At 59.2% G+C, this 13,065-nt stretch carries 14 protein-coding genes; 12 read left to right on the top strand and 2 right to left on the bottom strand.

Annotation, left to right across the window (positions count from 1 at the left end; translation table 11 throughout):
* The first annotated feature begins 27 nt into the window (after positions 1 to 27).
* Both HU754_RS10775 and HU754_RS10770 read left to right on the top strand, forming a co-directional pair.
* Positions 28 to 819, top strand: coding sequence for a CPBP family intramembrane glutamic endopeptidase (locus HU754_RS10775; protein WP_186623376.1), 792 nt, complete (start codon positions 28 to 30; stop codon positions 817 to 819).
* 101 nt (positions 820 to 920) lie between these two features.
* Entirely contained in the window at positions 921 to 2,486 is a 1,566-nt protein-coding gene (locus HU754_RS10770) for a methyl-accepting chemotaxis protein (protein WP_186623378.1), read from the top strand.
* 245 nt (positions 2,487 to 2,731) lie between these two features.
* Here HU754_RS10770 and HU754_RS10765 read toward each other — a convergent pair whose 3' ends face one another.
* Entirely contained in the window at positions 2,732 to 3,097 is a 366-nt protein-coding gene (locus tag HU754_RS10765; RefSeq protein WP_099758482.1) for a DUF6124 family protein, read from the bottom strand.
* A 1,061-nt stretch (positions 3,098 to 4,158) separates the two neighbouring features.
* Positions 4,159 to 4,839 carry an alpha/beta family hydrolase gene (locus tag HU754_RS10760; RefSeq protein WP_186623380.1) on the bottom strand — a complete coding sequence of 227 codons (681 nt, stop codon included), beginning with the start codon at positions 4,837 to 4,839 and terminating at the stop codon, positions 4,159 to 4,161.
* 95 nt (positions 4,840 to 4,934) lie between these two features.
* Between HU754_RS10760 and ccoN (HU754_RS10755) the strand changes: the two genes are divergently transcribed.
* The 10 genes from ccoN (HU754_RS10755) to HU754_RS10710 all read left to right on the top strand — a co-directional run bounded on the left by ccoN (HU754_RS10755) (position 4,935) and on the right by HU754_RS10710 (position 13,037).
* Entirely contained in the window at positions 4,935 to 6,359 is a 1,425-nt protein-coding gene (gene ccoN, locus HU754_RS10755) for a cytochrome-c oxidase, cbb3-type subunit I (RefSeq protein WP_008082029.1), read from the top strand.
* Positions 6,360 to 6,369: 10 nt separating this feature from the next.
* Positions 6,370 to 6,978 (top strand): cytochrome-c oxidase, cbb3-type subunit II, encoded by a 609-nt coding sequence (gene ccoO / locus HU754_RS10750; protein WP_003223389.1) that lies wholly within the window; start codon positions 6,370 to 6,372, stop codon positions 6,976 to 6,978.
* Between the two features lie 3 nt (positions 6,979 to 6,981).
* The gene (locus tag HU754_RS10745; RefSeq protein ID WP_095124863.1) at positions 6,982 to 7,179 is read left to right on the top strand and encodes a cbb3-type cytochrome oxidase subunit 3; all 198 of its coding nucleotides are present in this window, start codon (positions 6,982 to 6,984) and stop codon (positions 7,177 to 7,179) included.
* A complete protein-coding gene (ccoP, locus tag HU754_RS10740; RefSeq protein ID WP_186623383.1) occupies positions 7,176 to 8,129 on the top strand; it encodes a cytochrome-c oxidase, cbb3-type subunit III in 954 nt (317 codons plus the stop codon). The genes HU754_RS10745 and ccoP (HU754_RS10740) overlap by 4 nt, the downstream gene beginning before the upstream one ends.
* Positions 8,130 to 8,611: 482 nt before the next feature.
* Positions 8,612 to 10,054, top strand: coding sequence for a cytochrome-c oxidase, cbb3-type subunit I (gene ccoN / locus HU754_RS10735; RefSeq protein WP_093431876.1), 1,443 nt, complete (start codon positions 8,612 to 8,614; stop codon positions 10,052 to 10,054).
* Positions 10,054 to 10,662: a cytochrome-c oxidase, cbb3-type subunit II gene (ccoO, locus tag HU754_RS10730; RefSeq protein WP_093431874.1), complete on the top strand. Its 609-nt coding sequence runs from the start codon at positions 10,054 to 10,056 to the stop codon at positions 10,660 to 10,662. Before ccoN (HU754_RS10735) ends, ccoO (HU754_RS10730) begins: the two co-directional genes overlap by 1 nt.
* Positions 10,663 to 10,667: 5 nt before the next feature.
* Complete coding sequence (locus HU754_RS10725; RefSeq protein ID WP_003175465.1) at positions 10,668 to 10,853, top strand: CcoQ/FixQ family Cbb3-type cytochrome c oxidase assembly chaperone; 186 nt, start codon at positions 10,668 to 10,670, stop codon at positions 10,851 to 10,853.
* Positions 10,850 to 11,833 carry a cytochrome-c oxidase, cbb3-type subunit III gene (ccoP, locus tag HU754_RS10720; RefSeq protein ID WP_093431872.1) on the top strand — a complete coding sequence of 328 codons (984 nt, stop codon included), beginning with the start codon at positions 10,850 to 10,852 and terminating at the stop codon, positions 11,831 to 11,833. Before HU754_RS10725 ends, ccoP (HU754_RS10720) begins: the two co-directional genes overlap by 4 nt.
* A 530-nt stretch (positions 11,834 to 12,363) precedes the next feature.
* Positions 12,364 to 12,618 (top strand): type II toxin-antitoxin system Phd/YefM family antitoxin, encoded by a 255-nt coding sequence (locus HU754_RS10715; RefSeq protein WP_175559588.1) that lies wholly within the window; start codon positions 12,364 to 12,366, stop codon positions 12,616 to 12,618.
* On the top strand, positions 12,618 to 13,037 hold the full coding sequence (locus tag HU754_RS10710) for a type II toxin-antitoxin system VapC family toxin (RefSeq protein WP_099758478.1): 420 nt from the start codon (positions 12,618 to 12,620) through the stop codon (positions 13,035 to 13,037). Before HU754_RS10715 ends, HU754_RS10710 begins: the two co-directional genes overlap by 1 nt.
* Positions 13,038 to 13,065: the final 28 nt, after the last annotated feature.

Here is a 13,065-nt window from a genome sequence, read left to right as displayed (position 1 = left end):
TTCCACAAATTTGCATAGGGACTTTCGATGAAGGCTTTGCCATGGCTCTATCTGGCGCTTCTCAGCCTCGGTTACGGATGGGCGCTGAGTTACGGCCATCTCGGCTGGCTGGCGCTGATCTCCATTGGGCTGCTGGTGTTCGCAGGTTTCGCCGTGCATCTGCAGAAAGTGCCGGTCGCACGTTTTCTCGGCCATGGCCTGTTCATCGTGCTGGCCGTGGCGTTGGCATTGCACTGGCTACCGGGCTTCGCCAACGGTCGCGCCATTGATCCGCAACGCTTCACCGACAACGCCGTGCCGTTCGCGATGTACCTGAACCTCGACAAACCGCTGGTTGGCTTCTGGTTGTTGCTGGTGTGCCCGTGGATTGTCGGGCGACGTTCGTTGCGCCTGAGCGTCTACGCCACCGCCCTCGCCCTGACGCTGAGCGCGGTTCTTGCCCTTGGCGGCGCGCTGTTGCTGGGCGTGATCGCCTGGGCACCGAAGTGGCCTGATCAAGCGTGGCTGTGGGTGCTGAACAATCTGCTGCTGGTGACCTTGGTCGAGGAAGCGCTGTTTCGCGGCTATATACAGGGCGGCCTCAGTCAGCGCTTCAAAAATCTGCCCTACGGAGAAAATCTCGCCCTGCTGCTGGCCTCTTTGCTGTTTGGTCTGGTGCATGCCGGCGCAGGCTGGACCTGGGTGTTGCTGGCAGGGCTGGCGGGCGTCGGCTATGGTCTGGCCTATCGTTTTGGTGGGCTCGGCGCGGCGATCGCCACGCATTTCGGCCTGAACCTGCTGCATTTCGGCCTGTTCACCTATCCGATGCTCGCTGGCTGAAGCAAGCGCCGTTTTGCGACGCCATGCTGATTATTGAAAAAAATTTCAATAAAAAGCTGTCACCGCCGACAACCTTTCAAAGCCTTGCGGATTGAAAAACCATGCGTAACAACCAGCCCATTACACAACGCGAACGGACTTTCCCGGCTCAGCAGCGGTTGATTTCCACAACCGACGCCAAGGGCGTGATCACCTACTGCAACGACGCTTTCGTCGAGATCAGCGGGTTTTCGCGTGAAGAACTGATCCGTGCGCCGCACAACCTGGTCCGTCACCCAGACGTACCGGCGGCGGTGTTTTCGCACATGTGGGGCACATTGAAACAAGGCTTGCCATGGATGGGCATTGTCAAGAATCGCTGCAAATCCGGCGACCACTACTGGGTGAACGCCTACGTGACTCCGGTGTTCGATGGCAGTCAGGTGATCGGCTACGAGTCAGTGCGTGTCAAACCCACTGCCGAACAGATCCGCCGTGCCGAAGCGCTCTACCAACGCATCAACCAAGGCAAGTCGGCGATCCCTTCCACTGATAAATGGCTGCCGGTGTTGCAAGACTGGCTGCCGTTCATTCTGGTCAGCCAGTTGAGTTTCATGATCGGCGCGACCCTGAACTCGCAGTGGGGCTTCGCCCTCGCCGCCGGTCTGTCGGTGCCGCTGGGCCTGATGGGCCTGCAATGGCAGCAACGCGGGCTGAAACGCCTGCTGCGCCTGGCCGAGCAGACCACTTCCGACCCGCTGATCGCGCAGATGTACACCGACAGCCGTGGCGCCCAGGCGCGTCTGGAAATGTCGATCCTCAGCCAGGAAGCACGCCTGAAAACCTGCCTGACCCGTCTGCAGGACACCGCCGAACACTTGACCGATCAGGCCAAGCAATCCGACGTCCTGGCGCACAACAGCTCCACCGGCCTGGAACGCCAGCGTGTGGAAACCGAACAAGTCGCCACCGCCGTCAACCAGATGGCCGCGACCACCCAGGAAGTGGCGAGCCACGTCCAGCGCACAGCTGACGCCACTCAGGAAGCCAATCGCCTGACCGGTCGCGGTCGTGACATCGCCGGGGAAACCCGCGAAGCCATCCAGCGTCTGTCGGTAGTTGTCGGTGAAACCGGTTTGACCGTGACCCAACTGGCCAAGGACAGCGACGAAATCGGCGGCGTGGTGGATGTGATCAAAGGCATCGCTGACCAGACCAACCTGCTCGCCCTGAACGCTGCGATTGAAGCAGCGCGTGCCGGTGAGATGGGCCGTGGCTTTGCCGTGGTGGCTGACGAAGTGCGTCAACTGGCGCAACGCACCAGCGAATCGACCGGGCAGATTCATGCCCTGATCGCCAAGTTGCAGCAGACGGCTTCGAGTGCCGTGCAAACCATGGAAGCCGGGCATCGCCAGGCTGAAGAAGGTGTGGCGCGGGTGTTGGAAGCGGATCAGGCGTTGGTCGGCATAAGTGACGCGGTGGCCAACATCACCGACATGACCACGCAGATTGCTGCAGCGACGGAAGAGCAAAGTGCGGTGGCTGAAGAGATCAGCCGCAACATCAGCAATATTTCGGAACTGGCGGATCAGACGTCGGAACAGGCGCATAACTCGGCGTTGTTGAGTGAAGAACTGACGAAGACAGCGAATACGCAGTACTCGTTGGTGGAGCGGTTTAACCGCTGATTGAACTGGCGATAACAAAAAACCCGGATAGCGAGAGCTTCCGGGTTTTTTGTTGTGTCATTGAATATCTCCCCCTCACCCCAGCCCTCTCCCCCCAAGGGGGCGAGGGGGGAAAGGGAGCCGATCTCTGTGCATTTCAGAATTTGAGTTCGACTCGGTATCTCAAGTCGGTGCACCTGGCACATTCACCTCGGTCAGTCCCCTCTACCTCTGGGAGAGGGTTAGGGTGAGGGCCGGCCCAATAACTACTGAGGCAGCTTCAATTTATCCAGCAGTCGATTGACCAACAGTTCGTTGAGCATGATCACCTGTTGCAGCGCCAGCAACGGTTTGCGCTCCGGCCCGCCTATTGAGTTGGCGATGTTACCGGCCATGGCGTGGGCGTATGAAAGCGACTCGCTCGCCTCGACCAGTAGGGTTTCGTCATCCAGCGTGGGGTCGACGAGATAGACCGGGCGAAACTTGGGCGAGCTTGGTGGGGCTCCCAGGGCTTCGGGTCGGAGGTAGTAGTCGAGGGCGCGGTCGGTTGCTTCTTTGATCTTTTGTGGGCTGAGCGCGGGGTCGTGGGGGATTGGATCAGTGGGTGGTGGGTTTGGTGTGATTTTGAACATAGATAAAGCTCCAATTTGAAAAAACGGGAGCCATCACCCTCGCTACCAAACGGCGGGTGGCGGCCATGCGCGGGTTGGTAGACCGGTCAAATTGGGTAACCCGGCGCTCACAGAGGAGCCCCACGCATGCCCACCATACAAAGCCATATCTCAAAAAGGAGACAGCATCGACAGTGTCGCAACAACGACAATTTAAGGCGGGCTACCAAACCCGATCACTGTTTTTCAGTGACAAGGAAACGATATAGCCCGGCCTGTAGTCGTGTAAGCCGGCGGATTCTGGCGTACGCGTAGGTAACGGCGCAAGGTGTTGTAGGCCTGATGGCGTAACGGTTCATGTACTTTAAACGCGCTCACAAAATCATGTTTGCGCACAGGAAATGCTGGGCAGTGCGCGCTTCCAGTTTTTTATCGTGTCAGCAAAATAGCCCCTCACCCTAACCCTCTCCCCGAGGGAGAGGGGACTGATCGCGGTGTTTGGGAGAGGTACGCCGACGTGCAATAGCGCGTTGAACTCAGGCTTTGAAAAGCCCAAAAATCGGCTCCCTCTCCCTCGGGAGAGGGCTGGGGTGAGGGGCGAGAACACCACAAAAACCAAAGCCAAGCGCGCCGTGCTCTTCACCACTCAATAGGCCGAGTGTCAGCTCGCCTGCTTTTGATCTTGATTCACGGGCGACGTCGGAAGGCTGAGTGGAGGGATTGATCCGGGCGTGGGAGCGCAGCGACCGTTTGGCGCAGCCAAACACAGCGAGAGGAGGTGCAGCGAAGCAAACCGTAGACGCTGCGCCCGGATCGATCCCGGAGCGAAGGAACCCCGAGCCCCAGCGAGCGGGCCGCACGTAGGAGCAAGCGTTTTTTTGCTTACTTTTTTTAGGCGTTTGTAAAAAAAGTGAGTCGCCGTAAGGGCGAAACCCTAAGTGGCCGTTACCGCAGGAATGGATATGTACCCAAAAAATATGTCGTAGCTGAAATCGATCCCCCTCACCCCAGCCCTCTCCCCCAAGGGGGCGAGGGGAAAGGGAGCAGATCTTCATGCAGTTCAAAATCTCAGCCCGGCTCGGTCACTTGCTGAGAAACTCGGATACTTTCTGCGCAGCGCTAGCCAAATGCTGTTCATGGGTAAACCCGGAAACCTTTAATGGCTTCAGGTCATGATCGCCGGCAGCTAACCACGTCACCTCAATACTCGGTGACAAGGTGTAAGCCTCAACCGCCTCCCGATTACCCAGCGCATCCCGCTCCCCCTGCACAATCAAAGTCCGCGTCTGCAAAGAAGCCAAATGCTCAACCCGTGGTTTCTCCGGCTTCCCCACCGCATAAAACGGATAGCCCAAACACACCAACGCATCAACGCCCAATTCGTCAGCCAAAAGACTCGCCATCCGCCCGCCCATGGACTTGCCACCAATGGCCAAAACCCCAGCGACATGACGTCGCACTTCAGCAAACACCTCACGCCAACACTCCTGCAGTTTCGCAGCAGGATTCGGCGGCCGCTTCACCCCATCAACCCGCCGCTGCGTCATATACGCAAACTCAAACCGCAACACGTTGATGCCAAGCCCGGCAAGGCGCCCAGCCATATCCGTCATCCAATCGCTATCCATCGGCGCCCCCGCCCCGTGAGCAAGGATCAACGTCGCCGCAGCCTCTCCATCAGCAGCATCCCAAAGCCACCCATGATCACGCACGCACTGCGCCCATTGATCCCCGTCAATACTGGCCTTGTGCTGTTTGTCCATGCTTGCCTCGCTTTTAGTCTGCCTATAACTCCAGACGAAGGATTCGCCGCGTGTTTTGCGCGCGCTCACTTCGGCTGAACCGTGGATGGGGAACCATGAACACTTCTATCAGTACCGCCTACAACTACAAGGTGGTCCGCCAATTCGCCATTATGACGGTGGTGTGGGGCATCGTCGGCATGGGCCTCGGGGTTTTTCTCGCGGCCCAATTGGTCTGGCCCGAACTCAACTTCAATTTGCCCTGGACCAGTTTCGGCCGTCTGCGCCCGCTGCACACCAACGCGGTGATCTTCGCGTTCGGTGGCTGTGCGCTGTTCGCCAGTTCGTTCTACTCGGTGCAACGCACCTGCCAGACCCAATTGTTTGCGCCGAAAATCGCCGCGTTCTGCTTCTGGGGCTGGCAACTGGTGATCCTGCTGGCGGCGATCAGCCTGCCACTGGGTTACACCAGTTCCAAGGAATACGCCGAGCTGGAATGGCCGATCGACATCCTGATCACCATCGTCTGGGTCGCCTACGCCATCGTGTTCTTCGGCACGATCATGCAGCGCAAGACCAAGCACATCTACGTGGGCAACTGGTTCTTCGGCGCGTTCATCATCACCGTGGCGATTCTGCACATCGTCAACAACCTTGAGTTGCCGGTGAGTTTCACCAAGTCGTACTCGGTGTACGCCGGTGCAACCGACGCGATGGTGCAATGGTGGTACGGCCACAACGCCGTAGGCTTCTTCCTCACCGCCGGTTTCCTCGGGATGATGTACTACTTCGTGCCGAAACAGGCCGAGCGTCCGGTGTATTCGTATCGCCTGTCGATCGTGCACTTCTGGGCCTTGATCACCCTGTACATCTGGGCCGGCCCGCACCACTTGCACTACACCGCGCTGCCGGACTGGGCACAGTCGCTGGGCATGGTGATGTCGCTGATTCTGCTGGCACCGAGCTGGGGCGGCATGATCAACGGCATGATGACCCTCTCGGGCGCCTGGCATAAGTTGCGCAGCGACCCGATCCTGCGCTTCCTTGTGGTCTCGCTGGCGTTCTACGGCATGTCGACCTTCGAAGGTCCGATGATGGCGATCAAGACCGTCAACGCCCTCTCCCACTACACCGACTGGACCATCGGCCACGTACACGCCGGCGCTCTCGGCTGGGTGGCGATGATCTCGATCGGCGCGCTGTACCACATGATCCCGAAAATCTTCGGCAAGGCGCAGATGCACAGCGTCGGTTTGATCAACGCGCACTTCTGGCTCGCGACCATCGGCACCGTGCTCTACATCGCCTCGATGTGGGTCAACGGCATCGCCCAGGGCCTGATGTGGCGCGCGGTGAACGAGGACGGCACGCTGACCTACTCCTTCGTCGAAACCCTGGTGGCCAGCCATCCAGGCTTCGTCGTGCGGCTGATTGGTGGGGCGATCTTCCTCAGCGGCATGTTCCTGATGGCTTACAACACCTGGCGTACCGTGCGGGCCTCGCAGCCTGCTGACGTCGTCGCTGCCGCGCAGATGGCCTGAGGAGTCCGCCATGAAACACGAAACGATTGAAAAGAACGTCGGCCTGTTGATGTTGCTCATGGTGTTCGCCGTGAGCATCGGCGGCCTGACCCAGATCGTCCCGCTGTTCTTCCAGGACGTCACCAACAAACCGGTGGAAGGCATGAAGCCCTACACCGCGCTGCAACTGGAAGGCCGCGACATCTACATCCGCGAAGGCTGCGTCGGTTGCCACTCGCAGATGATCCGGCCGTTCCGCGCCGAAACCGAGCGCTACGGGCACTACTCGGTGGCCGGCGAAAGCGTTTGGGATCACCCGTTCCTGTGGGGTTCGAAACGTACCGGTCCGGACCTCGCCCGGGTCGGCGCGCGTTACTCGGATGACTGGCACCGTGCGCACTTGTACAACCCGCGCAACGTTGTGCCGGAATCGAAAATGCCGGCCTACCCGTGGCTGGTCACGCAAGCGGTCGACAGCAGCCACACCGAAACCAAGCTCAAGACCATGCGCACCCTCGGCGTGCCGTACACCGACGACGACATCAGCGGCGCGGTGGCCAGCCTCAAGGGCAAGACCGAAATGGACGCCCTCGTCTCCTACCTGCAAGTGCTCGGCACTGCGATCAAGAGCAAGAGGTGAGCCATGGTCATTGAAATGAGCACAGGGCTGATCCGTGGTTTAGGCACCGTTGTCGTGTTTGTAGCTTTCGTCGGTTTGACTTTGTGGGTGTTCAACCGCAAGCGCACCCCGGAGTTCGCCGAAGCGCGTCTGCTGCCGTTCGCCGACGAGCCGCAACCCGACACAACCCCAGTAAATGAGACAAGGAGTACCCGGCCATGACCACCTTCTGGAGTACGTGGATCTGCGTACTGACCATCGGCAGCCTGATCGGCCTGACATGGCTGCTGATCGGCACCCGCCGGGGCGAGACCAAGGGCAGCGTCGACCAGACCATGGGGCACAGCTTCGACGGCATCGAGGAGTACGACAACCCGCTGCCGCAGTGGTGGTTCATGCTGTTCGCCGGCACGCTGGTGTTTTCCGTGGGCTATCTGATCCTCTATCCGGGCCTGGGCAACTGGAAAGGCATTCTTCCCGGTTACGAGGATGGTTGGACCGGTGTGCACGAGTGGGAAAAGGAAATGAACAAGGCCGACGCCAAATTCGGGCCGATCTTCGCCAAGTTCGCCGCCATGCCGGTGGAAGAAGTGGCGAAGGATCCGCAGGCACTGAAAATGGGTGGCCGCTTGTTCGCTTCCAATTGTTCGGTGTGCCACGGTTCCGATGCCAAAGGCGCGTTCGGTTTCCCTAACCTTGCCGACAGCGACTGGCGCTGGGGCGGCGACGCCGACACCATCAAGACCACCATCATGGGTGGCCGGATGGCGGCGATGCCGGCCTGGGGCGAAGTGTTGGGCGAAGCCGGGGTGAAAAACGTCGCGGCGTACGTCCGTCACGAACTGGCCGGTTTGCCATTGCCAGCCGACAACAAGGCTGACCTGCAAGCCGGACAGCAAGCGTTCAGCACTACTTGCGTGGCCTGTCATGGGGCGACCGGCCAAGGTACTGAAGCCATGGGCGCGCCGAATCTGACGCACCCGGCCGGGTTTATCTATGGCACCAGCCTGACCCAACTCGAGCAGACCATTCGCCATGGTCGCCAGGGTCACATGCCGGCGCAGAACGAGCTGTTGGGGAACGATAAAGTGCAATTGCTTGCCGCTTATGTGTACAGCCTGTCACATGGATTGAATACAGAAAAACTTATTACTGAAGACAACAAAAAGTAATCATTGCGTACACATCTGCCGCACCATTCTCGGTGCGGCAGCATCCAGCCCCTTTGCGACGCATTGTCGCACCCCTTCACACCCTCTCCTTTCGGTTCCTCTGATTCGGGTCTACGCTTGCTCGATGCGGACTGGCTTGTGCCGGTTCCAGGTCAACGCTGACTGCTGTGTTCCGCGAACCGGCTGACTGATGTGGCCGCAAACGCCGGTAGATACCGGCTGTCGTGCCATTTACCGTCCGTCACCCGAACTGAGCGTTTGAACACACCCCGTTACAAGCGACCTGAACCCCTCGCTTTTTTCGTCCGCTGCGACATTTTGTCCGAGGCCAATTTTGTCCTTACGCGGCGCATGGAAAGGCCGCAGAATCAGCGTTGGAAAGCATTGACCCAGGTCATGGCGCGTTGCAATGACCCCCTGCTCTCTGCATACTTGCGGCCGATTTTAATCCTAATAAAACACCCAAACCGTGGAACCTTAGAATGAGCACAGCAATCAGTCCGACTGCTTATAACTATAAGGTAGTCCGCCAGTTCGCCATCATGACGGTGGTCTGGGGGATCCTTGGCATGGGGCTCGGTGTCTTCATCGCCTCGCAACTGGTCTGGCCGGAGTTGAACTTCGGTCTGCCGTGGACGAGCTTTGGACGCCTGCGCCCGTTGCACACAAACCTGGTGATTTTCGCCTTCGGTGGTTGTGCACTGTTTGCCACTTCCTACTATGTCGTGCAGCGAACCTGCCAGACGCGACTGATTTCCGACAGCCTCGCGGCCTTCACCTTCTGGGGCTGGCAAGCGGTGATCGTCGGCGCAATCATCACCTTGCCGCTGGGTTACACCACCACCAAGGAATACGCGGAACTGGAATGGCCACTGGCTATTCTGCTGGCGATTGTCTGGGTCACCTACGGTCTGGTGTTCTTTGGCACCATTACCAAGCGCAAAACCAAGCACATTTATGTGGGTAACTGGTTCTACGGTGCGTTCATCGTGGTCACGGCGATGCTGCACATCGTCAACCACGCCTCCCTGCCGGTGAGCTTCTTCAAGTCCTACTCCGCCTACTCCGGCGCGACCGATGCGATGATCCAGTGGTGGTACGGCCACAACGCGGTGGGCTTCTTCCTGACCACCGGTTTCCTCGGGATGATGTACTACTTCGTGCCGAAACAGGCCGAACGTCCGATCTACTCCTATCGTCTGTCGATCGTGCACTTCTGGGCCCTGATCACCCTGTACATCTGGGCCGGCCCACACCACCTGCACTACACCGCATTGCCGGATTGGGCACAATCGCTGGGCATGGCGATGTCGATCATCCTCCTGGCGCCAAGCTGGGGCGGTATGATCAACGGCATGATGACCCTGTCGGGCGCCTGGCATAAGCTGCGCACCGACCCGATCCTGCGCTTCCTCGTAGTCTCGTTGGCGTTCTACGGCATGTCGACCTTCGAAGGGCCGATGATGGCGATCAAGACCGTCAACTCGCTCTCGCACTACACCGACTGGACCATCGGCCACGTACACGCTGGCGCTCTCGGCTGGGTCGCGATGATCTCGATCGGCGCTATCTACCACATGATCCCGCGCCTGTTCGGGCGTGCGCAGATGCACAGTGTCGGCCTGATCAACGCGCACTTCTGGCTCGCGACCATCGGCACCGTGCTGTACATCGCTTCGATGTGGGTCAACGGCATCACGCAGGGCCTGATGTGGCGTGCAATCAACGACGACGGCACCCTCACCTACTCGTTCGTTGAAGCGCTGCAAGCCAGCCACCCGGGCTACATCGTTCGCGCCTTGGGCGGTGCTTTCTTCGCCAGCGGCATGTTCCTGATGGCTTACAACGTCTGGCGCACCGTGCGCGCCTCGAACCCGGCTGAAGCCGAAGCCGCTGCCCAGATCGCTGTCGTTGGAGCTCACTGATGAAGCATGAAGCTGTCGAGAAGAATATTGGCCTGCTGGCCTTCTTCATGGTCATCGCCGTCAGCGTTGGCGGCCTGACCCAAATCGTTCCGCTGTTTTTCCAGGACGTCACCAACAAGCCGGTCGAAGGCATGAAGCCGCGTTCGGCGCTGGAACTGGAAGGCCGCGACGTTTACATCGCCAACGGCTGTGTCGGCTGCCACTCGCAGATGATCCGTCCGTTCCGCGCTGAAACCGAACGCTATGGGCACTACTCGGTCGCCGGTGAAAGCGTCTGGGATCACCCGTTCCTGTGGGGTTCCAAACGTACCGGGCCAGATCTGGCCCGTGTCGGCGGTCGTTACTCCGATGACTGGCAACGTGCGCACTTGTACAACCCGCGCAACGTCGTGCCTGAGTCGAAAATGCCGGCTTACCCGTTCCTCGTAGAAAACAAGCTCGACGGCAAAGACACTGCCAGGAAGATGGAAGTGTTGCGCACGCTCGGCGTTCCTTACACCGACGAAGACATCGCCGGGGCCAAGGATGCCGTGAAGGGCAAAACCGAAATGGACGCGCTGGTGGCCTATCTGCAAGGCCTGGGCACCATCATCAAAAGCAAACGGTGATCTAGATGGATATCGGGATGATTCGTGGCCTGGGCACCGTTGTCGTGATGGTGGCCTTCATCGGTCTGGCGTTGTGGGTGTTCAGCCCCAAGCGCAAGTCGGAGTTTGAAGACGCGACCTTGTTGCCTTTTGCGGATGATCCCGAAGCCATCAAGCACGTCGAGCAAGCTTCTAGGAGTAACAAAGAATGACTACATTCTGGAGTCTGTACGTCACAGTCCTCAGTCTCGGTACGATCTTTTCCCTGACCTGGCTGCTGCTGTCGACCCGCAAGGGCCAGCGCAGCGAACAGACGGACGAGACGGTCGGGCACTCTTTCGACGGGATCGAGGAGTACGACAACCCACTGCCGAAATGGTGGTTCATGCTGTTTGTCGGCACCATCATTTTTGCCTTGGGTTACCTGGTGCTGTACCCGGGCCTGGGCAACTGGAAAGGTCTGCTGCCGGGCTACAACTACCTCGATAACGACAAGCAGACCGCGTTCGCCAACGGCCAGACCGGCTGGACCGGCGTGCACGAGTGGGAAAAGGAAATGGCTCGTTCGGACGCCAAGTTCGGTCCGATCTTCGCCAAGTTCGCTGCCATGCCGATCGAAGAAGTGGCCAAGGATCCGCAAGCACTGAAGATGGGTGGCCGTCTGTTCGCCTCCAACTGCTCGGTGTGCCACGGTTCCGACGCCAAGGGCGCCTACGGTTTCCCTAACCTGACCGACGCCGACTGGCGCTGGGGCGGCGAGCCGGAAACCATCAAGACCACCATCATGGGCGGTCGTCACGCAGTGATGCCGGCCTGGGCTGAAGTCATCGGTGAGCAAGGTGTTGCCGACGTAGCAGCATTCGTTGTGACCAACCTGGATGGCCGCAAGCTGCCGGAAGGCACCAAGGCTGATCCGGCCAACGGCGGCAAACTGTTCGCCGCCAACTGCGTGGCCTGCCACGGTCCGGCCGGCAAAGGCACCCCCGCCATGGGCGCGCCTGACCTGACCCACCCGGGCGCGTTCATCTACGGTTCGAGCTTCGCGCAACTGCAGCAGACCATCCGTTACGGCCGTCAGGGCCAGATGCCTGCGCAGGAACAACTGCAAGGCAACGACAAGGTGCACCTGCTGGCGGCATATGTTTACAGCCTGTCCCACGGTGAAAAAGCACCCGAAGCGAACGCCGAGTAAGGCCAGCGCTTGAAGTACAAAAGGCCCCGCCAATGTTGATTGGCGGGGCCTTTTTTCATGCTGGCATTCATGCCTTGAGACATATGCTCAATAGACCTGAGCAGCACTGCCCTGTAGGTTTTTCCCACCCCGATGAACAGCATCGGGTCAACCTTCAAGGATGAAGCCTACATGTCAAAGAATGACGAAACCACACTGCCAAAACGTTTGCAGCCCCTCCATGATCATGAAGCAACGGCGGTGAATAGGCCTGTGGCACCCGCACGCTCACCCTCACCAAACCCTGTAGGTCGCCCAGGTAACAGCGGCGGTCTGGACGGTCTTGGCGGCGGCAGATTGCCCTGACAGGGGGCAGCAAAACACAGCGAATTTACGTCCAATATCCTGCGCCCCTGCCCTTTGGCCGGGGCGCTTTCGCCGGTGCCGTTATGACAGTGATAAACCGATCGTCCGCAACCCACCTTTTTGATTGCTGGGCAAACCCCAAAGTAGTAACGTTTCTACACCAGAATCACCGGAGGCCGAACATGATGGCCATCACGACCATTTCCAGCCGCGAATTCAACCAGGACACCAGTGCCGCCAAAAAAGCCGCGCATCAGGGCCCGGTCATCATTACCGATCGTGGCAAGCCTGCCCATGTACTGCTGAGCATCGAGGAATACCAGAAACTGACCGGTAGCCAGACCAGCATCGTCGATCTGCTGGTCATGCCGAATGCGCCTGACATCGAATTCGAAACCGAGCGCGCCGTCATCACTCCTCGCAGCGTGGACCTGTCCTGATGTTTCTACTGGATACCAATGTAGTTTCCGAACTGCGAAAACCTCAGGCCGACAAGCAGGTGGTGACATGGGCAAACAGCGTCGCCCCGGCCAGCCTGTATTTATCGGCCATCACTGTGCTGGAGCTGGAAACCGGCATTCTGCGTATCGAACGCCGCGACCCGCCACAAGGAGGGATGCTGCGCAACTGGCTCGAGCGTCATGTCAAACCCGCATTCTCGGGAAGAATCCTCTCGGTCGATAGCGCCGTCGCTAGCCGATGTGCACAGCTGCACGTGCCTGATCGCAGCAATGAATGCGACGCTTTGATCGCCGCCACCGCGCTTGTTCATGGGCTGACGCTGGTCACCCGTAATGTTGCCGACTTCCAACTCAGCGGCGTTCATCTGATCAATCCATGGAACGCGGCCAATCACTGATCGTCCAAAGCCCCGCCTAATCACTGGC

This window comes from Pseudomonas zeae (genome assembly GCF_014268485.2).
GTDB classification, from domain to species: Bacteria; Pseudomonadota; Gammaproteobacteria; order Pseudomonadales; family Pseudomonadaceae; genus Aquipseudomonas; species Aquipseudomonas neuropathica.
This window is presented reverse-complemented; position numbering and strand designations above follow the sequence as displayed.